General features: G+C 65.6%; 19 protein-coding genes and 1 pseudogene. 15 read left to right on the top strand and 5 right to left on the bottom strand.

Features of this window, described 5'->3' with window-relative positions; genetic code table 11:
- Positions 1-126: 126 nt before the first annotated feature.
- Genes M3I54_RS35160 through M3I54_RS35150 form a run of 3 tightly spaced genes read left to right on the top strand, consistent with a single transcriptional unit; the run spans position 127 to position 1,688 of the window.
- Positions 127-654 carry a type II secretion system protein gene (locus M3I54_RS35160; protein ID WP_254344101.1) on the top strand — a complete coding sequence of 176 codons (528 nt, stop codon included), beginning with the start codon at positions 127-129 and terminating at the stop codon, positions 652-654.
- 9 nt (positions 655-663) lie between these two features.
- Entirely contained in the window at positions 664-1,053 is a 390-nt protein-coding gene (locus tag M3I54_RS35155) for a type IV pilin protein (RefSeq protein ID WP_254344099.1), read from the top strand.
- Positions 1,050-1,688: a type II secretion system protein gene (locus M3I54_RS35150; protein ID WP_375542265.1), complete on the top strand. Its 639-nt coding sequence runs from the start codon at positions 1,050-1,052 to the stop codon at positions 1,686-1,688. The genes M3I54_RS35155 and M3I54_RS35150 overlap by 4 nt, the downstream gene beginning before the upstream one ends.
- Before the next feature lie 454 nt (positions 1,689-2,142).
- On the opposite strand, the gene M3I54_RS35145 is transcribed toward M3I54_RS35150, so the two are convergent.
- The gene (locus tag M3I54_RS35145) at positions 2,143-3,042 is read right to left on the bottom strand and encodes a LysR family transcriptional regulator (protein ID WP_254344105.1); all 900 of its coding nucleotides are present in this window, start codon (positions 3,040-3,042) and stop codon (positions 2,143-2,145) included.
- A gap of 282 nt (positions 3,043-3,324) precedes the next feature.
- On the opposite strand from M3I54_RS35145, the gene M3I54_RS35140 reads away from it, so the two are divergent.
- The 9 genes from M3I54_RS35140 (at position 3,325) to M3I54_RS35100 (ending at position 12,702) form a co-directional block, all read left to right on the top strand.
- Complete coding sequence (locus M3I54_RS35140) at positions 3,325-4,647, top strand: MFS transporter (protein WP_254344097.1); 1,323 nt, start codon at positions 3,325-3,327, stop codon at positions 4,645-4,647.
- Between the two features lie 192 nt (positions 4,648-4,839).
- Positions 4,840-6,012, top strand: coding sequence for an L-rhamnonate dehydratase (locus tag M3I54_RS35135; protein ID WP_254344095.1), 1,173 nt, complete (start codon positions 4,840-4,842; stop codon positions 6,010-6,012).
- Positions 6,013-6,020: 8 nt separating this feature from the next.
- A complete protein-coding gene (locus M3I54_RS35130; RefSeq protein WP_254344093.1) occupies positions 6,021-6,950 on the top strand; it encodes a dihydrodipicolinate synthase family protein in 930 nt (309 codons plus the stop codon).
- A 109-nt stretch (positions 6,951-7,059) separates the two neighbouring features.
- Positions 7,060-7,278, top strand: coding sequence for a hypothetical protein (locus M3I54_RS35125; RefSeq protein WP_254344091.1), 219 nt, complete (start codon positions 7,060-7,062; stop codon positions 7,276-7,278).
- 279 nt (positions 7,279-7,557) lie between these two features.
- Positions 7,558-8,418, top strand: a complete 861-nt coding sequence (locus M3I54_RS35120; RefSeq protein WP_069261977.1) for a MurR/RpiR family transcriptional regulator — start codon at positions 7,558-7,560, stop codon at positions 8,416-8,418.
- 205 nt (positions 8,419-8,623) lie between these two features.
- Positions 8,624-9,733: a C45 family peptidase gene (locus M3I54_RS35115; RefSeq protein ID WP_254344089.1), complete on the top strand. Its 1,110-nt coding sequence runs from the start codon at positions 8,624-8,626 to the stop codon at positions 9,731-9,733.
- A 27-nt stretch (positions 9,734-9,760) separates the two neighbouring features.
- Positions 9,761-11,107, top strand: coding sequence for an aspartate aminotransferase family protein (locus M3I54_RS35110; protein WP_254344087.1), 1,347 nt, complete (start codon positions 9,761-9,763; stop codon positions 11,105-11,107).
- Between the two features lie 130 nt (positions 11,108-11,237).
- Positions 11,238-11,804, top strand: a complete 567-nt coding sequence (locus M3I54_RS35105) for a carboxymuconolactone decarboxylase family protein (RefSeq protein ID WP_254344085.1) — start codon at positions 11,238-11,240, stop codon at positions 11,802-11,804.
- A 610-nt stretch (positions 11,805-12,414) separates the two neighbouring features.
- Positions 12,415-12,702 (top strand): YodC family protein, encoded by a 288-nt coding sequence (locus M3I54_RS35100; protein ID WP_201699280.1) that lies wholly within the window; start codon positions 12,415-12,417, stop codon positions 12,700-12,702.
- A gap of 98 nt (positions 12,703-12,800) precedes the next feature.
- On the opposite strand, the gene M3I54_RS35095 is transcribed toward M3I54_RS35100, so the two are convergent.
- Positions 12,801-13,433: a LysE family translocator gene (locus M3I54_RS35095; RefSeq protein ID WP_254344083.1), complete on the bottom strand. Its 633-nt coding sequence runs from the start codon at positions 13,431-13,433 to the stop codon at positions 12,801-12,803.
- 201 nt (positions 13,434-13,634) lie between these two features.
- Complete coding sequence (locus M3I54_RS35090) at positions 13,635-13,955, bottom strand: superinfection immunity protein (protein WP_254344081.1); 321 nt, start codon at positions 13,953-13,955, stop codon at positions 13,635-13,637.
- A gap of 172 nt (positions 13,956-14,127) precedes the next feature.
- Between M3I54_RS35090 and M3I54_RS35085 the strand changes: the two genes are divergently transcribed.
- Positions 14,128-15,588 (top strand): M20 family metallopeptidase, encoded by a 1,461-nt coding sequence (locus M3I54_RS35085; RefSeq protein WP_254344079.1) that lies wholly within the window; start codon positions 14,128-14,130, stop codon positions 15,586-15,588.
- 4 nt (positions 15,589-15,592) lie between these two features.
- Here the strand turns inward: M3I54_RS35085 and M3I54_RS35080 are convergent, their stop codons facing one another.
- Positions 15,593-16,078 (bottom strand): Cd(II)/Pb(II)-responsive transcriptional regulator, encoded by a 486-nt coding sequence (locus tag M3I54_RS35080; protein ID WP_254344077.1) that lies wholly within the window; start codon positions 16,076-16,078, stop codon positions 15,593-15,595.
- Positions 16,079-16,160: 82 nt separating this feature from the next.
- Between M3I54_RS35080 and M3I54_RS35075 the strand changes: the two genes are divergently transcribed.
- Positions 16,161-18,701, top strand: coding sequence for a heavy metal translocating P-type ATPase (locus M3I54_RS35075; RefSeq protein ID WP_254344069.1), 2,541 nt, complete (start codon positions 16,161-16,163; stop codon positions 18,699-18,701).
- Between the two features lie 51 nt (positions 18,702-18,752).
- On the opposite strand, the gene M3I54_RS35070 is transcribed toward M3I54_RS35075, so the two are convergent.
- Complete coding sequence (locus tag M3I54_RS35070) at positions 18,753-23,381, bottom strand: DEAD/DEAH box helicase (protein ID WP_254344067.1); 4,629 nt, start codon at positions 23,379-23,381, stop codon at positions 18,753-18,755.
- Between the two features lie 199 nt (positions 23,382-23,580).
- Between M3I54_RS35070 and M3I54_RS35065 the strand changes: the two are divergent.
- A pseudogene (locus tag M3I54_RS35065) lies at positions 23,581-24,632 on the top strand (aldo/keto reductase).
- Positions 24,633-24,674 lie beyond the last annotated feature (42 nt).

The following is a 24,674-nucleotide window of genomic DNA, read 5'->3' as shown; positions in this document are numbered from 1 at the left end:
CCCCCGCCAGCAACGCCCGCCGCACCGCCACCGATGCTGACGATGCCGCCTGGCACGATGCCGAGCGATAACCCGCTTCGCCCGGTCGAGAGTGGGTACTGAACCGTGGCTACCGGAAAGAGCACGATGCGCTTGCGCGCCACACGCCAACTCGATCAGCGTGGATTTACGTTGATCGAGCTGGTGGTGACGCTCGCGCTCGTGGGCATACTCGCGCTCGCGATCATGCCGTTTTCGGAACTGATGGTGCAGCGACAGAAGGAGCAGCAGTTGAGCGACGCATTGCGCGAGATCCGTACCGCGCTCGACGCCTACAAGGAGGCGAGCGATACCGGTCTCATCGACAAGGATGCAGAAGCGTCCGGCTATCCGCCGACGTTGACCGTGCTCGTGACGGGCGTGAAGAACGCCAGGGATCCAAAAGGCGGACTGCTGATGTTCCTGCGTCACGTGCCGCGCGATCCCTTCTTTAGCGGCGACTCTGACACGCTTGCCGAGCAGACGTGGAGCGTGCGGGCCTATGGAGAGCCGCCGGATCAGGCTGCGGGAGGCGACCCGGGCATGAGCAGCGAACAGGCTGGCAAGGATGTGTTCGACGTGTCGTCGAAATCCGAAGGTGTCGGCATTAACGGCGTCCCGTACAAACAATGGTGACGATGCATCATGAAACCTGTTCGCATGCACAAGGCACGCGGCTTCACGCTGATCGAACTCGTCGTCGTGATGGCCATTATCGGCCTGCTTCTGACAATAGCGGTGCCGCGCTATATGCACAGCATCGAACGCGGAAAAGAGCAGGTCAGGCAGCAGAACGTCGCGGTGATGCGCAATGCGATCGATCAGTACTACGGAGACAACGGCCAGTATCCCGAGACGCTCGACGAACTGGTAGCGAAGCATTACTTGCGCGCTGTACCTGTCGATCCGGTTAATGGCGATGACAAATGGGCGGTGATCGCTTCGCCGGACGAAAACAAGCCGGGTGTCTACGACGTGGCACCGGCGAGCAGTCCGCAGGGAGCGCCACCGCGCGCGGACGGGAGCGCCAAATGAGTAGCGCGGCCCGCACGTCGCGCGTCGCCTCGCGCGCGAAAGCGCGGGCGAGGCGGCGCTTGCGGCCGCGAGCCGCGCGTGAGGGTGGACTCGTGCTGCTGGCGCTTTTGATTGCGCTGATGCTGATGTCGATCGCATTGGCGGGCGCGCTCGACGTGTGGTCGCTGCAACGCCGACGCGAGCAGGAGAAGCAACTGCTGTTCGCTGGCAACCAGTACCGGTTGGCGATTCTGCGGTACTACCGCGTCGGCCGGGCTTATCCCGCATCGGTCGATGAACTGCTCGACGACAGACGGTTTCCCAAGCCCTTGCATCATCTGCGCTTTGCCTATCCGGATCCGATCACGGGTAAGAACGACTGGGTACCCATGCTGCAGGGCGATCGTTTCTACGGTGTATTCAGCAGATCAGAGGAGGCCACGATCAAGCGCGCGGGATTTCCGCGGCAATATGAGGACTTTGAGGGAGCACAGACGTATGACGGGTGGAAGTTCCTCTTCCTGGCCCCGGGCCTGCGAACCGCACAGAGCAACGCTGGCGGCCTCACCGCGCCCGGGAAATCAACCAGCTTTCCGGCGCTGTCTGGCTTCGATGGCGGATTCCTGCCGGGGCAGCGGGTGCCCGGGTCACGGTAGCGCGTCCTCGTCGCGATGGCGGCTACGCAAAAGAACGTTTTCGACCGATCTTGGCATCGAGTTGATGCAACGCATTCGCAAAGGCCAGTTCAACCTAGCGAAGCTCGGTCTCAAGAATTCCGATGCGCCCGCGGTCTGGAATGCGGTCCTGTCGATTCGATAAGATATCCTTACTGCTCAAAATAATCGACCATAACGCCTATTTCCCCAGGGCGCTGCCTAACCTATTGAACATAAAGGGATTGTAATTCTAGCAACTCATGCTCGTCGCAATGAATCCTGGTCTATGGCGTGTTCGCTGCATGTTCTGTGGGGCAAACGAAATCTGTCCTGGCCTCGCAATAGAAAGTGTCCGGGGCATCGCCCTGTGCAGACGCGCCGCAGGTGCTCGGGACTAGCGCTGGAGGGGCGCCCGAAAACGCCCAGCACCATCGGCGAATGTCACTATCGGCTGCTACTGCACACCCTCTGCCACCACGGCGCGCAATACATCGATTAGCAGCGACGTCGACGCGCTCGGCGGCCTTCCCACGCGCGTGACGATGCCGTAGGGGCCGAGCTTGCGCGGTAGCGGCACTGGAAGGATATGCAGCAAGCCCATGCGGGCATGAAAATCCGCCACTGCCATCGGCACGACGGCGATCAGGTCGCTCCCGGGCAGCAGTGACGTCGTCATCAAAATTGCCGCCGTCTCGATCGTGCTCTGCGGCGGCGTGACGCCTGCGTCCGCGAAGGAGCGGTCGATCAACGCCCGCATCGGGCTCGGCCGGGGCTGCAGGATCCAGGGATAAGTCGCCAGTTCGGCAAAGCTCGGGGCGCTCTGGTCGATCAGCGGGTGATCGCATCCCACGACCACGGCAAGCCGCTCGTCGCCCAGTTGCTCGAAAGCCAGATGGCTGGAATCCCAACCCTCGGGCACGCGACCCAGCACCAGATCCAGTTGATCCCGCTCGAGTAGCGGCACGAGCATGTCGCTGGTGTCGACCTGGACCGTCATGTTCAGCCGCGGATGATCGCGCTTGAGCCGCCGGATCACCTCCGCCATCAGCACCGGCGTGGGCGCCATGACCGCGCCCACGCGCACCTTGCCTACCTTGCCCGTTTCGAGCGACGCCAGCTCGTCGCGCAGATTCGCCATGTCCGAGAAAACCAGCGTGGCGTAGCGCGTGACGGCCGTGCCGAAGCGCGTGGGCCGCAGGCCGCGCAGATGCCGGTCGAACAGCGTGACGCCCAGCAGCGCTTCCATGTCCTGCAGCATTTTTGTCACTGCCGGCTGCGTGAGCGAGAGCGCGTCCGCCGCCTGACGCAACGAACCACGCTCCTCGATCGCGAGCAGCAGACGCAGGTGCTGCATCTTCAGGCGGCTCTGGAGGCTCGTGACTGGCGGAATCGTGGAAGGGCTGAGGCGCACGGGGCTGACGCAGAGGAAGGAGACACAGCCGGACAGCCGGATGGCGTCCCGCGGCAGGGTATATCAATAATTGTTATCACGACATAGAAAAACGTCAATGGATTTTATCGCCTCCCCCTCATATATTTTCCCCCAATCAGGCCCCTGCGCCAGTTTCGAGCCAAAACGTAGACGTCGCCACCGGGCACGAGCCCGCGCCGCGACGCGTATCCGGAGACAGTCCACATGCTTTTGAGCCCCGTCGCCAGCCCTGCGTGCAATGCCGCCATCCGCAAGTGCCTTTTGCGCTTGCTGCCGTTCCTCGTGCTGATGTACGTGATTGCCTTTATTGATCGCGCCAACGTGGGCTTCGCCAAGGCGACACTGCAGACCGATACGGGGTTGTCAAACGCCGCATTCGCGTTTGGAGCCGGCATCTTTTTCATCAGCTACGCGATCTTCGAGGTGCCGAGCAATCTGGCGCTGCACCGCTTCGGCGCGCGACTGTGGATGTCCCGCATCATGGTGACGTGGGGCATCGTTTCGGCGGGCATGGCCTTCGCGCACGACGCTACCACCTTCTACGCGCTGCGCGTGCTGCTCGGCGCCGCCGAGGCCGGCTTCTTCCCCGGCGTGATCCTTTACCTCACTTACTGGTTTCCGAAGCACGTTCGGTCGCAGGCCATGGGGGTCTTCTACTTCGGCTTGCCGCTTGCGCTGGTGCTGGGCGGCCCGCTGTCCGGCTTTTTGCTTCAGTTGCAGGCGCCGTTCGGCCTGAAGCCGTGGCAGTGGATGTTCGTGGTGGAAGGGCTGCTGGCTTCGATCGTGGGCGTGATCGCGTTCTTCTATCTGAACGACGGTCCCGACAAGGCCGACTGGCTTGCGGACGACGAGCGCCGCGCACTAACCGACGCGTTGTCGCAGGAGGACGCGGCCAAGCTAAGCCACGGCCCGGCGACGCTGCGCGACATGTTCCGCAGCCCTCGGCTCGCCGCGTTTTGCCTCGTATATTTCACCGTGCAGATGAGCGTGTACGGCGTCGTGTTCTATCTGCCCACGCGTATTGCCGAACTCTCTGGCGGCAAGGTTGACCTCGCCGTGGGGTTGCTCACCACCATTCCCTGGCTTTGCGCACTCGGCGTGACCTGGTGGGTCACGCGTCTTGCCGACCGCACCGGCGCGCACCGCGGGCTGGCCGCGCTCATGCTCGTCTGCGCCGGTTGCGGTATTGCGGCTTCCGCGCTCTCGTCGAGCCTCGTGCCCGTCATCGTCGCCTTCTGTTTCGCAGCGAGCGGTTTCGTTTCCGTGCAGCCGCTGTACTGGACTTTGCCTACCAACTACCTGGGCGGCGTGGCCGCGGCGGGCGGCATCGCGCTCATCAACTCCCTCGGCAATGTCGGCGGCTTCGTCGCACCGAACCTCAAGACCTGGACCGAGCAGGCGTTCGTCGACCCGCGCGCCGGCATGCTGAGCCTCGCGTGCGTCGCCTTCGCGGGCGCCGTGATGCTGATGTTGATGCGTCGCGCGTCGCACACGGCGCAGCCGCAGGTGCGATCGGCGACCACCTGAAAGAAGGGCGCGCCCTGCCAGGGGCGCGCCGACGACGAGGCCACCTGCCAGGCCCTGCGGATTGCATGCCGCATGGATGCGGCGCGGCGCAACTAGCCGCCAGGCACCGGCTGCGCATCACTCAACAGTCGCCGTAGCTGTCAATGACGACGACGATCCCATTTCTCAACCGAAGTACTCCTGAGAACGCTTATGAAGATCAAATCAGTACGTGCCCGCCTCTTTCAATGGAAGGGCAAGACCGTGCCGCCGCAACGCAACTTTTGCTCCAACGCCATGGACCTGCTATATGCGCCGCAGGAGACCATGAGCACGTTCCGCTTTCATTCGTGGACCGTGGTCGAAATCGAAACCGATGACGGCATCGTCGGTCTCGGCAACGTGGCGCTCGCCCCGGCCATCGCCAAGGCGATCATCGATCAGTACCTTGCGCCGCTCGTGATCGGCCAGGATCCGTGGGATTACGAGTACCTGTGGCAGCGCATGTATCGCAGCACCCACGCATGGGGCCGCAAGGGCGTGGGCATGGCCGCCATCTCGGCGGTCGATCTTGCCATCTGGGACATTCTCGGCAAGTCGGTGGGTAAGCCTGTCTTCAAGCTGCTGGGCGGACGCACCAAGGAAAAGATTCCCTGCTACTACAGCAAGCTCTATCGCACCGACCTCAAGGAAATGCAGAACGAGGCGCAGAAGTATCTCGACCAGGGCTTTACCGCCTTCAAGATGCGCTTCGGCTACGGGCCGGCTCACCTGCAACACGGTGTGAAGGAAAACCTCAAGTCGGTCGAGGCGATCCGCGAAGTGATCGGCTACGACAACGACCTGATGCTCGAATGCTACATGGGCTGGAATCTCGAGTACGCGAAGCGCATGTTGCCGAAGCTCGAGAAGTTCGAACCGCGCTGGCTCGAAGAGCCGGTCATCGCCGACGATATCAACGGCTATGCAGAACTGAACGCGGCGTGGAGCATTCCCATTTCGGGCGGCGAGCACGAATTCACGCTCTACGGCTTCAAGCAACTGCTCGAACAGCGTGCAGTGAGTGTCGTCCAGTACGACACGAATCGCGTGGGCGGCATCACTGCTGCGCACAAGATCAATGCGCTGTGCGAGTCGTATTCGGTTCCCGTGGTGCCGCACGCGGGCCAGATGCACAACTACCACCTAACGATGAGCTCGGTCGCTTCGCCGATGAGCGAATATTTCCCGATGTTCGGCGTCGAGGTTGGCAACGAGCTGTTCTATTACATCTTCGACGGCGAGCCCGTTGCCGACAACGGCTTCCTGCAACTGCGCGACGACGTGCCGGGCCTCGGCCTCACGCTCAAGACTGAATTCCTCGACCAGTTCGAGATCATCGAGTAAGGGTGCGTATGCCAGGCTTTTCGAACCCCCGCTATCGCGGCATTTTCCCGGTCGTCCCGACCACGTTCCACGAGGACGGCACGCTCGATCTCGCAAGCCAGAAGCGTTGCGTCGACTTCATGATCGAGTCGGGTGTGGACGGGCTGTGCATTCTCGCGAACTTCTCCGAGCAGTTTCTGATCTCGGACGAAGAGCGCGAGGTGCTCACGCGTGCGGTGCTCGAGCACGTCACCGGCCGGGTGCCGGTCATTGTCACCACCACGCACACAAGCACGATGGTGTGTGTCGAACGCAGTCGCCGCGCGCAGGCAATGGGCGCGTCGTTGCTCATGGTGATGCCGCCGTACCACGGCGCGACGTTCCGCTTTCCCGAAGCGCAGATTCAAGCATTCTTCGAACGGATTTCCGACTCGGTTGGCATTCCCATCATGATTCAGGACGCCCCGGCGGCCGGCACACCGCTTTCCACGCCGTTCCTTGCACGCATGGCGAAGGAGATCGAGCACGTCGCGTACTTCAAGATCGAAACCGCCGGTGCCGCGTCGAGGTTGCGGGAATTGATCCGTCTTGGCGGCGAAGCGATCGAAGGGCCATGGGACGGTGAAGAAGGTATCACGCTGCTGCCGGACCTTGACGCGGGCGCCACCGGCTCGATGACGGGTGGCGGTTTCGCCGACGGCATTCGCCCGGTCATCGAGGCATATCGCAAAGGCGATCAAGACGCCGCGTTCGCGCAGTACCAGCGCTGGCTGCCGCTCATCAATTACGAGAACCGGCAGGCCGGCTTCCTTACGGCGAAGGCGCTGATGAAAGAGGGCGGTGTGATCGCGTGTGAGGCGCCGCGGCATCCGTGGCCTGCGCTGCATCCCGAGGTTCGTCGCGGCCTCATCGACACGGCGCGGCGCCTCGATCCGCTCGTGCTGCGTTGGGGGAAATGAAGCCGTGAGCCAGTTCAGGAATCTGATCAATGGAGAATGGGTTGCCAGCGAGGCGGCAGCCCGCAACGTCAACCCGAGCGACCTTGCGGATGTCATCGGCGAATAGCCGATGTCGCCGCCCGCCACTTCGAGTCTGCCCGAGTTCGATCCGAGCGCGCGAATGCGTCAGCGCTCAGTGGCGCGATGGGCGCTCACCAAAGCGTGGTATATCCGATTTCGGTTCGACTTCAGGCGGCTGGCCAGCCGCCTGACGCTGCGCGGAAGCTTCACGATCGAAGCGCTGGCTATCCATCGTGGTTCGACGCTCCTTAACGAGCGCTCGGCGTAGTTTCGACTTAAACATGGGCTAGTACCTTGTGACCGGCTTAGGCGATCTCAAGGTACAGGGAGAAACCACTGGCGCGCAACACTTTCAATGCAAAGCGCCGGCGCTCGCGCAACGCAATCCAGATGCGGGCCGACATTCGCCTGCGAAACTTGCAGCGAATATGGCTAAGTGACTGATTCTAGAACAGGTTTCGTTTGCCAATCACCACATCTGTCCCGACTTGCAACATCTGGCAACACGAGTGGTAACATTTGTTGTCATCCACTGCCCGAGCGACGCATGCCAGACAGTTTCGACCAGCTCGCCGCGCTGATCCGCGCGCGTTTCTCCGACTTGAGCCCGCAGTTCCAGACCGGCGCTGCCTTTCTGCTCGACCATCCCGACGAAGTGGCCGTCTCGTCCATGCGCAAAGTGGCCGAGCGCGCCCGTGTGCAACCCGCTTCGCTGGTGCGGCTTTCCCAGCAATTGGGCTTTCCGGGCTGGAACGAGCTGCGGGACCTGTTCGTCGCGCGTGTGCGCACGCGGCCGGAGCCGCTTTCCTCGCGGGCTCGCTCACTCGTGGCGGGCAATGCAAAGGACGGTCTTGCACGCGACCTGCTCGTGGCGCAACAGCACAATCTGGAGGCGAGCGCCGCGCACAACACGCGTTCGATGGTCGAGGCGGCGCGTGTCTTGCGCCGCGCGAAGCATGTGCACGTGGCGGGCTTTCGCTCGTGCTATGCGGTGGCGTTCGGGCTCGTCTACGGATATCGCCTGTTCCGGCCTTCGGTTTCCTTGCTGGGCGGCGAGGCGGGCACGCTGGAGATGCAGTTGCTCGGCATCGAGCGCGACAGCGCAACAATTGTTGTCAGCTTCGCACCTTATTCGGTGGAGGCGGTGCGCGTGGCCGAGGCCGCGCTCGCCAAAGGCAGCCGCCTGATCGCGATTACCGACAGCGCCGTCTCGCCCATTGCGCTGAACGCCGACAAGGCGCTGATCTTCACGCACGAAAGCCCGTCGTTTTTTCCTTCGCTCGTGGCCGCGACGGCGTTGGCGGAGTCGCTCGTCGCCCATCTGCTGGCGCTCGAAGGCTCGGGCGCGATCGCGCAGCTCGAACAGGCCGAGCGTTCCTTGAACGCACGCGGCGCTTACGTGCCCTGAGCGCACCTCCCCGGAATTTCCACGCCAATTCACGCTTGTTCTCCTGCAGTCGGATGCCGTTGTGAGACGGCGTCCGGGTTTGTTTCGCCCGTTTCTATCTCATTTGTTGCAATCTATATTTGGATTGACAACGTATGTTGTTGAGACGTATAAAGCTCACTACAGAAAGTGGAAGACCCATACCGGTAGCGAGGCGAGAAAACTGATGCAGGAACTCAAGACTTTCCGGGGGCCGGCCTTCCGGGGGCCGGCCTTCCGGGGGCCGGCCTTCCGGGTAACCGGCTCGCCCGAGGCGATCGGCCGCCAGCTCGGCGCACACGTGAAGCCGATCTTTGCCGACTACATGGCGCAAAGCAGCGCCTGGCAGGCGGTGAACCGCTGGCGCGGCAGTGCGTTCGCGCGGCAGTTGCGCGCCGCAGCCGCACACCATTTCCCGGCCTATGTCGCGGAAATCGACGCAATGGCGCAGGCGCTCGACTGGTCCGCAGACGACCTGTTCCTCTGGAATTGCCGCGGCGAGCTGATCCACAATGCGCCGGACGGCTGCACGACGCTTGCAGCACGCACGCCGGGCGCAGGCCTCATTGCGCACAACGAAGACGGCGACCCCTGGCTGCACGGCCGATGCAGTGTGGTCGAGGTCGAACCTGAAGGGAAGCCCGGTTTCGCGAGTTTCTATTACCCGGGCTCGCTGCCGGGGCATACCTTCGCGGCCACGCGCGCGGGACTTGCGCACGCGATCAACAACGTACGCATTCGCGAGCCGCGGGTGGGTGTGCCGCGCATGATTCTCGCGCGCGCCGTGCTCGATTGCGCGACGCTGGGAGAAGCCCTCGCGCTGCTGCGCGACACGCCGCGCGCGAGCGGTTTCCACCACACGATCGGCGGGACCGACGAGGCGGGCGAGGTGCGTGTGTATAGCGTCGAAGCGACCGCGCAGCGCTCTTCGGCGCGCGAAGTGAGCACGCCATCGGGACACGCGAATCACCTCATTCACCCGGGCTGCGAGCGTGAGGCGCAGATCGTCACCGATTCGTCGCGCGATCGTCAGATCCGTCTCGCCGAACTGTTGCCTGCGCTTGGCGCGCAGCCCAACGGCGAGGCCTTCGTGCAGGTGCTGCAGGATCGCGCGGGCGCTGGCTTGCCGATCTTCCGCGACGACCCGCACGACCCCGACGACGAGAACACGCTCGCGACCGCCTGCATGCGCGTCGAGCCGCGCGGCGTGGCGTTCGACGTCTGGCAGGGAGGCGAGCGCGTACTCGGCCTCTTTATCGATTCGAACGCGCGCCATGCAAACGGCGCGACCCGTTAATATTCGCGGACTTCATCGAGGACACATATGACCAAGGTGTTTCACCGGATGCCGAAGCAAACCTTGCCCGTCGCGGTGGCGGGCGAAGGCATCGAAATCATCGATTCCACCGGCAAGCGCTACATCGACGCAAGCGGCGGCGCCGCTGTCTCATGCCTCGGCCACAGCAACCAGCGCGTGATCGACGCAATCCAGCGTCAGGCGCAACAACTGCCGTACGCGCACACCTCGTTCTTCACGACCCAGGCCTCGGAGCAACTGGCCGATCACCTCATCGCCGCCGCGCCCGAGGGGCTCGACCACGTGTACTTCGTGTCGGGCGGTTCGGAGGCGATCGAGGCCGCGCTCAAGCTCGCGCGCCAGTACTTCGTGGAAAAGGGCGAGCTTGCGCGCCGCCACTTCATCGCGCGCCGCCAGAGCTATCACGGCAACACGCTCGGCGCGCTCGCGATAGGCGGCAATGCATGGCGCCGCGAGCCGTTCCTGCCGATCCTGATCGAATCGCATCACGTGAGCCCGTGCTACGCGTACCGCGAGCGCAACGAGGGCGAAACCGACGAGGCCTACGCGCAGCGCCTTGCCGACGAACTCGAGCAGAAGATTCTCGAACTCGGCCCGCAGACGGTCGCGGCTTTCGTCGCGGAGACCGTGGTGGGCGCAACGGCCGGCGCGGTGCCGCCCGTGCGCGAGTACTTCCGCAAGATCCGCGCGGTGTGCGACCGCTACGGCGTGCTGCTGATACTCGACGAGATCATGTCGGGCATGGGCCGCACCGGCTATCTGTTCGCCTGCGAGGAGGACGGCGTTTCGCCGGACCTGCTGACGATTGCGAAGGGCCTGGGCGCAGGCTACCAGCCGATCGGCGCGACGCTCGTGAGCCAGCGCATCTACGAGACGATCGTGGGCGGCAGCGGCTACTTCCAGCACGGCCACACCTATATCGGCCACGCCACGGCGTGCGCGGCGGCGCTCGAAGTGCAGCGCGTGATCGCCGAAGAGAAGCTGCTCGACAACGTGCTCGCCCGCGGCGAACAACTGCGCGCGCGTCTGCGCGAGCGTTATGCGGACCATCCGTACGTCGGCGATGTGCGCGGCCGCGGCCTTTTCGTGGGCGTCGAGCTAGTGAAGGACCGCGCCACGAAGGCGACCTTCGACCCGGCACTCAAGCTGCACGCGGCGATCAAGCGCGAAGCGTTCGGACGCGGCCTGATGGTCTATCCGATGGGCGGCACCGCGGACGGCCGCAACGGCGATCATGTGCTGCTCGCGCCGCCTTTCATCTGCACGGAGCAGAACATCGACACGATCGTCGAGCGCCTTGCCGCCGCAGTCGACGGTGCGCTCGACGCAACGGGTGTGGCGCGTCCGGCGTAAGCTTCGCCGTGTGGGAATGATGTGCAACTAACTGTCCGCCGCTTGCGGCGACCGCAATCGCGGCGACCGCAATCGCGGCGACCGCGAACGGTCGCGCGCGACCGGCTATGACCTCCAACGGAGTCCATCGATGACGCAAAACCCGACCTCGCGGCTTCCCGCATTCGACGCTGCCCAGGCTTCGCCGGAGCAGAAGGCGGTGCTGGACGAGATTCTTTCCGGTCCGCGCGGCAACCTCAACGGCCCGTTCCTCGGCTGGATCCACAGCCCGGAACTGGCGCAGCATGCGCAGCGCCTTGGCGCGTTCTGCCGCTACCAGACGGGCCTGTCGCTGCGCCTCTCCGAACTGGCGATTCTCGTCACGGCTACACGCTGGCAGGCGCAGGCCGAGTGGTACATCCACTATCCCATCGCGCTGAAGGCGGGCGTACCCGAGGCGCTGGCTGAGCAAATCCGTACGGGCGCCACGCCGCAGTTCGAAGAGCCCGACGACGCGCTGATCTACGCATTCACGACCGAGCTGTACGACACGAAGCGTGTTTCCGACGCGACCTACGCGCGTGCCATCGAGCGCTTTGGCCACAAAACCACGATCAATCTGGTCGGACTGCTTGGCTACTACGCGCTTGTCGCGGTGACGCTCAACGTCTTCGGCATGCGCGCCGAAGGCCAGACGACACTACCGTTTGCTGAATAAGCGCGGCCTGACCGCGCCCTGCACACGCGCGCCCCATCCGGTTTTGGCGGATGGGGTTTTTTTGCACCGCAGTGCAATTCGATTTAAGTGACAGCCGTATTTCAACCGCATATATTTTGAAGCCCTCCAGTAAAACATGAGGATTTGCGCGCAGACGAACAGTTCGAGTGCGGCGCGAGCGAATTAATCGAACGGGCGGTTTATTGGTGCGGAAAACGTTTCCACTCGCTCTGGCTGGGCCCGGACGTAAACGTTAATGCGGTCGCTCCGTGCCATGTTTATTGCCGTTGCGATGCGGTATTTTCTGGCTGTGGATTCGAAATAATATGACTGTTTCGTGGAGGCACCGTGTCCGGTAGCTTTTGCCAGCCGTGTACGGCTTCTGCGTAAATTGTGCGGGGCGGGAATAAACGGTGGTTTCGCCGTGCGTCGAATAACAGGGTTTTCGGCAGGTTTAATGGAAATCACTTGCGCGCATTAATTCGAGTTGTTAGTCTTGCGAAACTTATTAATGACCGCCCCATTCTCATTATCGAAAGGGCGGTAGGGAGCCGGGGGTGCTAACCCGCCCGGGTTTTTTCTCTGTGCGACTTTTTTAACGGGGAACATCATGCTTGATACGACCATCGACGTAGCCGAAAAGCCGCTCGCTGCCATGGCCGGAATTGGCGACGTTGTCACCCTGAAGTCGGGCGGTCCGCGCATGACCGTCATGTATGCGGGCCCGGTTGGCTTTGCCAGCGGTCACTGGCTGATCTGCCAGTGGTTCGACGAGCACGGCGAACTGCGCCAGGATATGTTCGCTCAAGACATGGTGCAGATCGAACCCCGCTCGATCCCCGCGGCATTCGTCAAGATGCGCAGCCCGGCTGGCGGGAGGGCCATCGGCGGGATCTGAAGCGCAGACCGAGGCAGATCTGCGGACGCGCACACGCGCCGCAGGCGTGCCAAAACGGACGAAGTCGCGGCCGGGCCAAATGCGCCCGGCCGTTTGCTTTATCGCTGGCCTTCGGCTGCGATACGCACGGCGAGTCCAGCCAGCACCGTACCCATGAGCCAGCGCTGAAGCTTGAGCCAGCCTGGCCGGTCGCCGAGAAACGTTGCAATCGTCCCTGCCGTCATCGCAACGGCTGCATTCACGCTGATCGAAAGCGCGATCTGCACGCTGCCGAGCACGATGGACTGCGTGAGCACGCTGCCGTGATGCGGGTCGATGAACTGCGGCAGCAGCGACAAATACAGAATGGCGATTTTCGGATTCAGCAGGTTCGTGACGAACCCCATCAGAAAGAGCTTGCGCGGGCGGTCGGCGGGCAAGTCGCGCACCTGGAACGGCGAGCGGCCGCCGGGCTTGAGCGCCTGCCATGCGAGCCAGAACAGGTAGAGCGCGCCGCCCAGGCGCAGCGCGTCGTAGGCGAACGGCACGGCCATGAGCAACGCGGTAATGCCGAAGGCGGCGCAGAGCATGTAGAACACGAAGCCGAGCGCGACCCCGCCCAGGGAAATCAGGCCAGCCTTGCGACCCTGGCAGATCGAGCGCGAGATCAGATAGATCATGTTGGGTCCGGGCGTGAGCGCCATGCCGAGCGCGACGGCGGCAAAGGCGAGCAGCGGGGCGGCGTGTGGCATGACGGGGGCTCCGTGTTGAGGGTTGCTGATCGGTGTCAGGGTGACTTGAGCGGTGGCACAGGCCTGTGTACTTCAGCCTCATATTGCGCGATCAAAACGGGGCGGCCACCGCAGCTCGATTCCGGCTCATTATTTCATGCGACGGAGGCGCGTGTGCGCCATGGCCTGCAACGTTGGCCAAATGGACAAGCCGGGACGGCCTCAATGCGGGGAACGCTTGCTCTCGGAGGTGCGCGTTTCGCGCGCCTGGACCCGATCGTCGAGACGGCGCGAGAAGAGCAGCATGCCGAGCCGGCGGCTGCGGACTTTGGTCTGGCCGCCGAGATCCTTCGGCGGATTCGGTTGAAGCGCCCAGAAGAACGCCAGCAGCCATCCGAGCAGCGTCCAGCCGAGCACGGCATTGAACACCGCGATGACCAGCAGGTCGTGACGCTGACGCCTGTCGGCGATCAGCGCCGGGAGAAAGTAGAGCGCGACCACCGCTGCGAGAACGACGATCTCGAAGACGGAACGGCTCACCATATTTTCATTCTCCAGAAAAAAGGGCGGAATATGCCCGATTCATCATTGTCGCGCGGATTGGCCCTGAGCGCACGCCATGCCTTGGCCGAACGGTCAACACTGGGCGCGAGGGGTGTCGGCGGGCCGGGGTTCGGGTCTATCATCGAGTTTTTCATCGCTGGGAACCCACACCATGATCTCCGACCCGTCCGAGGCCGCCCGCCAACTCGACCACGACGAATTGCGCGTCTTCGTCGAACGTAAATGGCATGACGAGATCGTGCCCGCGTTGACCGACTACATCGCGGTGCCCGCCAAGAGTCCGGCATTCGACCCGCAGTGGGCGCAGCACGGCTATCTCGAGCGCGTCGTGCAAGAGGCTGCGAAGTGGGCGGAACAGCAGCCGGTGCGCGGCCTGACGCTGGAGATCGTGCGCCTGCCCAATCGCACGCCGGTGATTTTCTTCGAGGCGCCCGCCACGCGCTCGGGAAGCAGCGAGACGGTCGTGCTCTACGGCCACCTCGACAAGCAGCCGGAATTCGCTGGCTGGCGCAACGACCTCGGCCCCTGGACGCCGAAGCTTGAAGACGGCCGCCTCTACGGTCGCGGCGGCGCTGACGACGGCTACGCGATCTACGCGAGCGTCACGGCGCTCGCGGCGCTCGACGCCCAAGGCATCGAGCGTCCGCGCTGCGTGGGTCTCATCGAAACCTGCGAGGAGTCGGGCAGCTACGACCTGCTGCCTTATGTCGATGCGCTGCGCGAGCGGCTCGGCAATGTCGGTCTCGTCGTTTGTCTCGATTCGGGCGCGGGCAATTACGATCAGCTATGGCTTACCACGTCGCTGCGCGGGCTCGTGGCGGGCGACCTCGAAGTCGAAGTGCTCGAGGAGGGCATTCACTCGGGCTCATACGGAGGCATTGCGCCGTCCAGCTTCCGGGTGATGCGGCAGCTCTTCGAGCGTCTCGAAGACGCCGCGAGCGGCACGCTGCTGCCCAAGGGTTTCCATTGCGCGATTCCCTCGCAGCGCTTGAGCGAAGCCGAGGCCACGGCGAAGATCCTTGGCGAAAACGTCTGGAAGAGTATGCCTTGGGCATGCGGCCTGGACGGCCGGCGCGTGCTGCCCACCACCACTGACCCGCAGCAGGCGCTGCTCGATTCCACATGGCGGCCCTCGCTTTCGGTCACGGGCGCGGCAGGCCTGCCCGCACTCGCCGACGCCGGCAACGTGCTGCGGCCGCGCACGGCGTTCAAGCTCTCGCTGCGTTTGCCGCCGCTAGTCGAGGCTTCGAAGGCCGTAGCCGAACTGAAGGCGCTGCTCGAACTCGATCCGCCGTATAACGCAAAGGTCACCTTCAAGCCGGACGCGGGCGCGGCCAACGGCTGGAGCGCGCCGGAACTCGCTCCGTGGCTCACCGAAGCGCTCAACGCCGCCTCGCGCACGCATTTCGGCGCGGACTGCGCTTATCTCGGGCAGGGCGGCACGATTCCGCTCATGAACGTGCTGCAGGCAGGTTTTCCCAAGTCGCAGTTCATGGTGTGCGGCGTGCTCGGCCCGAAGTCCAACGCGCACGGACCGAACGAGTTCCTGCATGTTCCCTATGCGAAAAAGCTCACGGCCACCGTGGCCGAAGTGATCGCTGCCGCGCGTTGAGTTTCTAGTGGCGGTGAGGGGAAGGCGCGCCGTCTGCAGGCGGCGCGTCGTGTGCAGCTTGCCCGTCGCCGTGGCATGAGCAGCTTTCGTCGTCGATGGGCTGTTCGAGGCTCTTCATGATCCCGCACTCCGCGCTGCTGCTCTGGTGGGCGTGGCAGCTCTCGCGCAGCGTGCGTAATTGCTGCTCGAGTACGCGCATCGATTCGATCTGCTGATGAATGCGCTCGATCTGGCTGTCGATTAATTCGTTGACTTCGTCGCAGGGCTGGCTCGGGTCGGCCTGGAAGCGGCGCAGCATGCGGATGTCCGCGAGCCCGATGCCCAGCGACCGGCAATGGCGGATGAAGTTGAGTTGCGCGGCGTGTACGGCCGTGTAGCAGCGGTATCCGTTGGTTTCGCGCGCGGGCTCGTCCAGCAGGCCTTCGCGCTCATAAAAGCGCACCGTTTCGACATCGCAGTGCGCGCAGCGCGCCAGTTCACCAATTCGCATAGTCGCGGCTCTCCCAAATGACTTGACCCTGTAGTGGCTACAGGCTGTTCAATGATTGTGTCACTTTTGGGAGAAACCGGCTATGAACCAGAGCTACGTGTCGCGGCTCGGCATTGCGCAGCGCCTGCGCGCGCGTGATGAGGAACGGACGGTGGGCGGCGCTCATGGGTCTGGCGACGTGGGTGGCGCATGCGGCCGCCACGAGCATGACCATGGCCTGGATCAAGGGCACGACCATGATCATGCCCACGCTCACGAGCATGACCATGGTCACGGCCATAACCACGGTCACGACCATAGACAAGCCGGGCCGAATGGCCACGCGCACGCTCACAGCTGCTGTCACGGCGGCGCGGCGCACAGCACGCCGCCCCAACGTCAGCGCAACTCGTCCCCGGCGCCCGAAGGCACGCGCCGCGCGCGCTGGCGCATCGAAAACATGGATTGCCCAACTGAGGAGCGCCTGATCCGCAACCGGCTCGAGCCCATGCCGGGCGTCGTGCGCCTCGACTTCGACCTGCTTGCGCGCGAACTGACCGTGCATCATCAGCTCGACGATACGCAGCCTGTCGTCGCCGCGCTGCGCGCACTCGACATGGCGCCGCGTGAGCTAGACGATAGCGCGTCCGCGCAAGCCGCTCCGCCTGCGCCTGTTGGCCTCGCACTGCGCCAGAAGCTGTTGCTGGCGGTGAGCGGCGTGGCAGCCGCAGGCGCGGAGGTGCTCGCCTGGAGCACCGGCCGGGAAACCAGCCTGCTTGTACTCGCTTGCGCAGTCATCTCGATTGTCTGCGCGGGTTTGCCGACGCTGCGCAAGGGCTGGATCGCACTGCGCAATTTCACGATCAACATCTACTTCCTGATGTCGCTTGCGTTGATCGGCGCCATTGCGATCGGCAAATGGCCTGAAGCGGCGATGGTGGTCTTCCTGTTCGCCCTCGCGGAGGAAATCGAGGCGCTTTCGCTCGAACGCGCCCGTCAGGCCATCCGCGCGCTCACCGCGCTCGCGCCGGAAATTGCCGAGGTCTGGCAAGCCGCCGATGGCGCACCCGAGCAAGGCGAATGGCGCGAGTACGCGGTGGGCGACGTGGCTGTCGGCAGCCGTATTCGCGTGCGTACCGGTCAGCGCGTGCCACTCGACGCGCGCGTGATTGCCGGCCGGGCCGCGCTCGATCAGGCGCCGATCACGGGCGAAAGCCTGCCTGTCGACAAGGAGACCGGCGCGGGGCTTTACGCGGGCAGCATCGTAGTCGATGGCGTCGTCGAGGCGCACGTCACCGCGGCCGCGAAGGACAGCACGCTCGCGCGCATCGCCGCGGCAGTGCAGGAGGCGCAGGCGCAACGCGCGCCCACGCAGCGCTTCGTCGACCAGTTCGCGCGCTATTACACGCCGGCCGTGGTCGTGCTCGCCGTGGTGTTGGCGCTTGCTGGGCCACTCGTGTTCGGCGGCGCTTGGAGTGCGTGGCTCTACAAGGCGCTTGTGCTGCTCGTGATCGCCTGCCCGTGCGCGCTCGTCGTCTCGACGCCGGTGACGGTCGTGAGCGGCCTCGCCGCCGCCGCGCGCCACGGCATGCTCGTGAAGGGCGGCGTGTGGCTCGAACGCGGCCGGCTGCTCAAGGCCGTCGCGCTCGACAAGACCGGCACACTCACGCGCGGCGAGCCTGTCCTGACCGATGCGCTCGCGGCACCGGTTCGGGCGCTGGCCACCGCAGGGGAGTCCAGTGAAGCGCCGCTTTCGACGCAAGAAGCACTGCGCATCGCCGCGAGTCTGGACGATGCAAGCACGCATCCCGTCGCCCGTGCGGTGGTCGAAGGCTGGCGGGAGCGTCAGCCGGATGCGCGCCTGCTCGCTGTCGATCAGTTCGCGGTGCTAAACGGTCGCGGCGTGCAAGGGCGCATCGACGGCACGCTCTGGAGCCTCGGCAATCATCGTCTCGTGGAGGAGCTCGGTTTGTGCTCGTCCGAACTCGAAGCGCAACTGGCAGCGCTGGAACGGGCCGGCAAGACCGCGATCGTGCTGTGCGCGCCGCAGGAGGCCGTCGCCGTGTTCGCCGTGGCCGACGCGCTGCGTACGGAAAGCGCACCGGCCGTGCGGGCCTTGCGCGCGCTCGGCGTGACGCCCATCATGCTGACCGGCGACAACGCGTCGACCGCGCGTGCGATCGCCGATCAACTCGGCATCGACGACGCGCGCGGCAATCTGCTGCCGCAGGACAAGCAGGACGCGATCGCCGCGCTCTCGAAGCAGTACGGCATGGCGGCAATGGTCGGCGACGGCGTGAACGACGCGCCCGCGCTCGCGCGCGCCGACATCGGCTTCGCGATGGGCGCGGCGGGCACCGCGACCGCGCTCGAAACCGCCGACGTTGCGATCATGGACGACGATCCTCGCAAGATCGCCGCGTTCATTGGCCTCTCGCGCAAGACCGCGGGTGTGCTCAAGCAGAACATCGCGCTTGCGCTCGGCATCAAGGCCGTGTTTCTTGTGCTCGCGATGGCGGGCGAGGCCACGCTCTGGATGGCCGTATTCGCCGACGTGGGCGCGAGCCTGCTCGTCGTGGCGAACGGTCTGCGCGTGCGCCGGCATTTCGACGGCACGCGCAACGTGATGAAGCCTTCCGCGTAGTCGGCGCAACGCAACTAACAGCCAGTCCCATCCTCGCGCATCCAGCGCGCCTCACCAGGGCTTGGCGAGCCGCGCGCGGAGTTCGGCGCGCATGCTCTCGTCGAAGTCGCCGAGAAAACCGAAGCGGCCGGCAACGAGGGTGGCGGCCGGCATGCCGTCGCGGAACACGATGCGGTTGCCGGCGAGCGCGGGCACTTTCTCGCCGGGCAGCAGCGTGCCGACGAGATTGAGCGGATCGGCGGCGCTCATGCAAACGAGCGCGCCGCCTTCGCCTTGTGCCGCAGCGCGCCGCCGCACGTCGCGCAGCAGCGCCACGGCTTCGGGCAGCGCGAACTGTTCGCCCGAAATGCCGGTGACGAAGCGCCCGCCGCGCACCTCGCCGCGCGCCTCCATGCGATGCAGCACGCGCAGCAGATCGCGCCAGGGCGGCAGCCACGCCGCCTCGCGTCCGAGCAGGTGCCAACTGACCACGCCGTAACGGCGCAGTAGCACTTTGGCGACGTGCTCCAGCAGGTCCGGGTCGGCGGGCGCGCGGCGCGCCGTGCTGGCGGTCGTTTGCCTTGCACGCGCAAGCGCCCGCGAGCGCGGGCCCGCTGCTACGCCCGAATTCGATATAGCCGATTCCGCCGCGACGAGCGCCGCCTCGTCGTCCAGATTTGCAAGCGGAGCGGCCAACTTATCGGCCAACCCATTGGCCAACGCAACGCGCCGCAGCGTCGCCCAGCGCCCCGCGTCGGCCATGCCGCCCGCGAGCGGCCCGAAGCCGCGCGGCCGGCGTCTGCCATGATGCGCGCTGCGCTGCGCCGCCGGCTTCACGAGCGCACGCAGCCCGGCAAAGCTGTCTGCGTTGACGAGGCCCGCCGCCACCAGTTCGCCAAGCGCATTCTCCAGTTCGACGCCGAGCAAGTGCGCGTCGGCGGCCAGTTCGTCGAAGAACATCGCGCCGTGCCGCAGCAGCGCCTCGTAGACGCGCTGCGCGCGCGCCGATAGACCGGCCGTGCCGGGCGTTTCGACGAGCGCCATCCAGCGCGCGAGTTCGCGGCGCGCGAGCAGCACGACCGGCGTACTGCGTACCGTCGAAGCAGCCGCCGCGCGCGCGGGCAGCCGTGCCCAGGCGAGGCGCCCTGAGCGGCACAGATCGTCGAGCAGCATGGGCGTGTAATCGTCGATGCGCGCCGGCAGGATGTCGTCCTCCCACGCGAGCGCCGAGGCTTCCCAGCCTTCGAGCTGGTCGAGCACGGCGGCCAGCGCGTCGCGGCCCGAGCCGCGCGTGCCGGGCGCCACGCGTTGCCACTCGAACAGGAAGCGCATGAAGTCGTGACGCTCGACCGGCTCGATTTCGCGCCGGAGCTTGCGCACCGTATAGCGGTGGATGCGTGCGAGCAGATGGCGTTCGCACCATTCCTCCTGGCCGCCGCTCATCGCTTGTGGCGTGAAGCGTCCGCGCATCACGGTGCCTTCGGTTTCGAGGCGCGTGAGCGCGAGCGCCGCCACGCTCGCCTCCAGCGCGAGCGGCCGCGCCACCTGCGCGACCGTGAGCGGTCCGAAGCCCGACAGGCGTGCGCGCACGATCTCGGCGAGCGCCGCGTCCTCGGTCCACGTATCCGCGTATTCAGGTGGCGGCGTGAGCGGCGGCTCGCACTGCGCCTGTGGGTAGATGGCCCGGACGCATGCGAGCCGCTCGATGCCCACCCACAGCGCGTCGTGGTCCGCGACCGGCAGCCGCGTTGCGCGGCCCGCCGCCGCCAGACCGGCGAGCCATGCGAGCCACTGCGGCTCCTGCTGCGCCTCGCTTTCGGCTAGCGCGCCGAGGCTCGTGAGCGCATCGTGCATTTCGTCGGCGTCGCGTACTTGCGGCCAGGCTTCTTCGCGCACGCTCGCAATCGCTTCGGGGTCCAGCGCGCCGAGATCGTCGGTGGATTCGGGGTCGCTCCAGCGGCGCGACAGCACGGCCTGGGTGCGGCGTTCTTCGATCGGGGCGTCGTCGAGGAATGCGTAGGGGCGCGCGGTGAGGATTTCGGCCGCGAGCGGCGAGGGCGCAGGCAGTTCGCGTACCACGAGCTTCAGGTCGCCCGCCTCGATGCGCCGCAGGAGCGCGATCCATGCTTCGGTATCCATAGCATCGTGCAGGCAGTCGTCGAGCGTCTGGTCGACGAGCGGATGGCGCGGCACTTCGCGCTCGCCCGCGATGTTTTCGACGCACGCCGCCTGGTCGGGAAACACGGCCGCGAGCAGGTCTTCGCTGCGCATGCGCTGGATCTGCGGCGGCGTCTTGCGCCCGCTGGTCTGACGCGGCAGCGCGAGCGAAGTGGTCGCATTCCAGCGCCAGCGCACGCCGAAGAGCGGTGCGTCGAGCAGCGCCTGCACGAGCAGATGCTCTGCGGAATTCGAATGGAGATAGCGCCACACCTCGTCCAGCGCGAAGCTGTGCGCACCGGTGAGCGAGAGAATGATGGCGTCCTCGGTCGCGGCGGCCTGCAGCTCGAAGTTGAACTGGCGGCAAAAACGCTTGCGCAGCGCGAGGCCCCACGCGCGGTTCAGGCGGCTGCCGAACGGCGTGTGGATCACGAGCTGCGTGCCGCCCGCCTCGTCGAAAAAGCGCTCCATGACGAGGGTGTCCTGCGTGGGCAACACCGTGAGCGCGGCGCGGGCGCGCGTGAGATATTCGACGATCTGGCGCGCGGCGGCATCGTCGATCTCGAGCGAAGCGGCGAGCGCAGCCGTGGCGCGATCGACCACGGCGGCCGACGCGGCGTCATCCGTCGCGCTAGTGTTTGCGCTCGCATCGATCAGCGCAGCTTCCACCTGCTTGCGCAGCCGCGAAATCGCGAACGAAAGCTCGTCGCTGCGGCCCGGCGCCTCGCCCAGCCAGAACGGTATGTTGGGCGGCTGCCCTTGGGCGTCTTCCACGCGCACACGGCCCGCCTCGATGCGCAGGATCCGGTACGAGGCGTTGCCGAGCTGGAAAACATCGCCCGCGAGGCTTTCGACGGCGAAGTCCTCGTTGACGGTGCCGATCTGCACACCCTGCGGCTCGAGCAGCACCGAGTAGTCGGCGTTGTCGGGAATCGTGCCGCCCGAAGTGAGCGCGACGAGCCGCGCACCGCGCCGCGCACGCAGCGTGTGGCTCACCACGTCGCGATGCAGGTAGGCGGCGCGCGGCCCGTGGCGGCTCGTGTAACCCTCGGCGAGCATGCGCAGCACGGCGTCGAACTGCGCGCGTTCGAGCGCCGCCCATGGCGTGGCGCGCCGCACGAGTGCGTAGAGCGCGTCTTCTTCCCAAGCCTCGCAGGCCACTTCCGCGACGATCTGCTGCGCGAGCACATCGAGCGGCGCCTGCGGCAGCGCGAGGCGATCGAGTTCGCCGCGCCGCACGCTATCCAGTAGCGCCGCACATTCGATCAGGTCGTCGCGCGACGTGGGGAAGAGCCGTCCCTTCGGCACGCCGCCAACCTGGTGGCCCGAGCGCCCGACGCGCTGCAGGAAGGCCGCGATTGAGCGCGGCGAGCTGATCTGGCAAACGAGATCGACGTCGCCGATATCGATGCCCAGTTCGAGCGACGCCGTCGCCACGAGCACGCGCAGATCGCCGCTCTTTAGCCGCTGCTCAGCGAGAAAACGATGCTCGCGCGCGAGGCTGCCGTGGTGCGCGGCCACGGCTTCGGCGCCCAGACGGTCGGTGAGATGGCGCGCCACGCGCTCGGCCATGCGGCGCGTGTTGACGAACACGAGCGTCGTGCGGTGCAGGGCGACGAGTTCGGCCATGCGGTCGTACACACGCTCCCACACATCGTTCGCCATCACGGCTTCGAGCGGCACGGGCGGCATTTCTATCGCAAGGTCGCGCGTGCGCGTATGGCCCACATCGACGATCTCGCACGCGGGCGGCCTGGCGTTCGGATCTTGCGCCGCGTCGCCCATGCCCACCAGAAAGCGCGCGACGGTTTCGATCGGCTTTTGCGTGGCCGAAAGCCCGATACGCAGCAGGCGCGAGCCGCGCAACGCGTCGAGCCGCTCGAGACTCAGCGCGAGATGGCAGCCGCGCTTGTTGCCCGCGAGTGCGTGAATCTCGTCGACGATCACGCTGCGCGCGCTCGCCAGCATGCGGCGGCCCGATTCGGAGCCGAGCAGCACGTAGAGCGATTCGGGCGTCGTGACGAGAATGTGCGGTGCGCGTTTTCGGAGCGCTGCGCGCTCGGGCTGCGGCGTGTCGCCGGTGCGCACCGCGGTACGGATGTCGACCGGCGGCAAGCCGAGGCGCGCGAGTTCCGCGCCGATACCTTCGAGCGGCCGTTCGAGATTGAGCCGGATGTCGTTGGAGAGCGCCTTGAGCGGCGACACGTAGACGACGAGCGTCGTGTCGGGCAGCGCGCCGCCGTTCGAGAGGCCTTCGCACACCAGTTCGTCGAGCGCGGCGAGAAAGGCGGTGAGCGTCTTGCCCGAGCCGGTCGGGGCGGCCACCAGCGTCGCGCGCCGGCTCGCGATGAGCGGCCATGCGGCGCGCTGCGCGGCAGTGGGCGCGTCGAAGCTGCGCCGGAACCAGCCGGCCACGGCCGGATGAAAGCGCGCGAGCACGTCGCTGTCCGCGCCGTCGGGATTGGCGGCAGCTTCGGACGCGTGCGGATCGGATACGGGCGAAGGCGTTGTCATGCGGATAGCAGGCGGCAGAGGCGGCAGCATTGCACGTCTGCCAGTCTCGCAGCTTTCGTGCGCGCCTGCCTGGCACGGGGCGGGCCGGGTGCTGGCGTTGCAGTGCGTAAGCACGGATGTACGGCCGCCTTGCGGCGTTTCAAGCCGTGGCGGCCGTCCGGCAGGCGCGCCGCGAACGCAGTATCCTCGCCGCGTTGGACTTTCCCTCGAACCACGACGGAGTCACACCATGCGTTACAACCTACTGGGTCGCACCGGCCTGTTCGTTTCGGAACTCTGCCTCGGCACGATGAGTTCGGCGGCGGCGCCGGCATCTGGAACCAGATCGGCGATCTCCAGCAGTCCGACGCCGAACGGCTTGTTGGACGCGCGCTAGACGCAGGCGTCAATTTCATCGACACGGCCGATGTCTACTCGCAAGGCGTTTCCGAGCAGATCACCGGCCAGGCGCTCAAGAACCTCAAGATCGCGCGCGAGCAGGTGGTGATCGCGACCAAGGTGTTCGGCGAAATGGGCTCGTCGCCGAACGAGCGCGGCGCCACGCGCTATCACATCATGGACGGCGCGAAGGCGAGCTTGAAACGCATGCAGCTCGAGCACATCGACCTCTATCAGGTTCATGCCTTCGACCGCGTTACACCGATCGAGGAGACGGTGCGCGCGCTCGATGCGCTCGTGCAGCAGGGGCACGTGCGCTACGTCGGCGTTTCGAACTGGGCGGCCTGGCAGATCGTGAAGGCGCTCGGCATTGCAAAGCGCGAAGGGCTCGCGCGCTTCGAGTCGCTGCAGGCCTACTACACGATCGCGGGGCGCGATCTCGAACGCGAACTCGTGCCGATGCTGGAAAGCGAAGGGCTCGGACTGATGGTCTGGAGTCCGCTCGCGGGCGGGCTCTTGAGCGGCAAGTACGGGCGCGACCAGCAAGGCGAGGCGGGCAGCCGCCGCACGACCTTCGATTTTCCGCCCGTGAACCGCGAGCGTGCATGGGACTGCGTGGACGCGATGCGGCCGATCGCGCAGGCCAAAGGCGTGTCGGTCGCGCAGATCGCGCTCGCGTGGCTGTTGCATCAGAAGGCGGTGACATCGGTGATCATCGGCGCGAAACGCGTGGACCAGCTCGACGACAACATCGCCGCGACGAAAGTGAAGCTCAGTGTCGAAGAGTTAGGCGTGCTTGGCGAGGCGAGCGGACTGCCCGCAGAGTATCCGGGCTGGATGCTCGCGCGTCAGGGCGAGCAGCGGCGCGCACAGCTCAGACAATCGCGGCAGGAAGAGGAATGAGGCAGGGATGAAGCTGGCATGAAAAGCGCCGGCGGGGGAAGC

It is taken from the genome of Paraburkholderia sp. CNPSo 3274 (assembly GCF_024206475.1).
Classification (GTDB): Bacteria; Pseudomonadota; Gammaproteobacteria; order Burkholderiales; family Burkholderiaceae; genus Paraburkholderia.
This window is presented reverse-complemented; position numbering and strand designations above follow the sequence as displayed.

Coding starts and splice junctions, on each gene's coding strand:
- M3I54_RS35160 (WP_254344101.1), top strand. CDS start 127: ATGCGCTTGCGCGCCACACGCCAACTCGATCAGCGTGGATTTACGTTG.
- M3I54_RS35155 (WP_254344099.1), top strand. CDS start 664: ATGAAACCTGTTCGCATGCACAAGGCACGCGGCTTCACGCTGATCGAA.
- M3I54_RS35150 (WP_375542265.1), top strand. CDS start 1,050: ATGAGTAGCGCGGCCCGCACGTCGCGCGTCGCCTCGCGCGCGAAAGCG.
- M3I54_RS35145 (WP_254344105.1), bottom strand. CDS start 3,042: ATGCAGCACCTGCGTCTGCTGCTCGCGATCGAGGAGCGTGGTTCGTTG.
- M3I54_RS35140 (WP_254344097.1), top strand. CDS start 3,325: ATGCTTTTGAGCCCCGTCGCCAGCCCTGCGTGCAATGCCGCCATCCGC.
- M3I54_RS35135 (WP_254344095.1), top strand. CDS start 4,840: ATGAAGATCAAATCAGTACGTGCCCGCCTCTTTCAATGGAAGGGCAAG.
- M3I54_RS35130 (WP_254344093.1), top strand. CDS start 6,021: ATGCCAGGCTTTTCGAACCCCCGCTATCGCGGCATTTTCCCGGTCGTC.
- M3I54_RS35125 (WP_254344091.1), top strand. CDS start 7,060: ATGTCGCCGCCCGCCACTTCGAGTCTGCCCGAGTTCGATCCGAGCGCG.
- M3I54_RS35120 (WP_069261977.1), top strand. CDS start 7,558: ATGCCAGACAGTTTCGACCAGCTCGCCGCGCTGATCCGCGCGCGTTTC.
- M3I54_RS35115 (WP_254344089.1), top strand. CDS start 8,624: ATGCAGGAACTCAAGACTTTCCGGGGGCCGGCCTTCCGGGGGCCGGCC.
- M3I54_RS35110 (WP_254344087.1), top strand. CDS start 9,761: ATGACCAAGGTGTTTCACCGGATGCCGAAGCAAACCTTGCCCGTCGCG.
- M3I54_RS35105 (WP_254344085.1), top strand. CDS start 11,238: ATGACGCAAAACCCGACCTCGCGGCTTCCCGCATTCGACGCTGCCCAG.
- M3I54_RS35100 (WP_201699280.1), top strand. CDS start 12,415: ATGCTTGATACGACCATCGACGTAGCCGAAAAGCCGCTCGCTGCCATG.
- M3I54_RS35095 (WP_254344083.1), bottom strand. CDS start 13,433: ATGCCACACGCCGCCCCGCTGCTCGCCTTTGCCGCCGTCGCGCTCGGC.
- M3I54_RS35090 (WP_254344081.1), bottom strand. CDS start 13,955: ATGGTGAGCCGTTCCGTCTTCGAGATCGTCGTTCTCGCAGCGGTGGTC.
- M3I54_RS35085 (WP_254344079.1), top strand. CDS start 14,128: ATGATCTCCGACCCGTCCGAGGCCGCCCGCCAACTCGACCACGACGAA.
- M3I54_RS35080 (WP_254344077.1), bottom strand. CDS start 16,078: ATGCGAATTGGTGAACTGGCGCGCTGCGCGCACTGCGATGTCGAAACG.
- M3I54_RS35075 (WP_254344069.1), top strand. CDS start 16,161: ATGAACCAGAGCTACGTGTCGCGGCTCGGCATTGCGCAGCGCCTGCGC.
- M3I54_RS35070 (WP_254344067.1), bottom strand. CDS start 23,381: ATGCTGCCGCCTCTGCCGCCTGCTATCCGCATGACAACGCCTTCGCCC.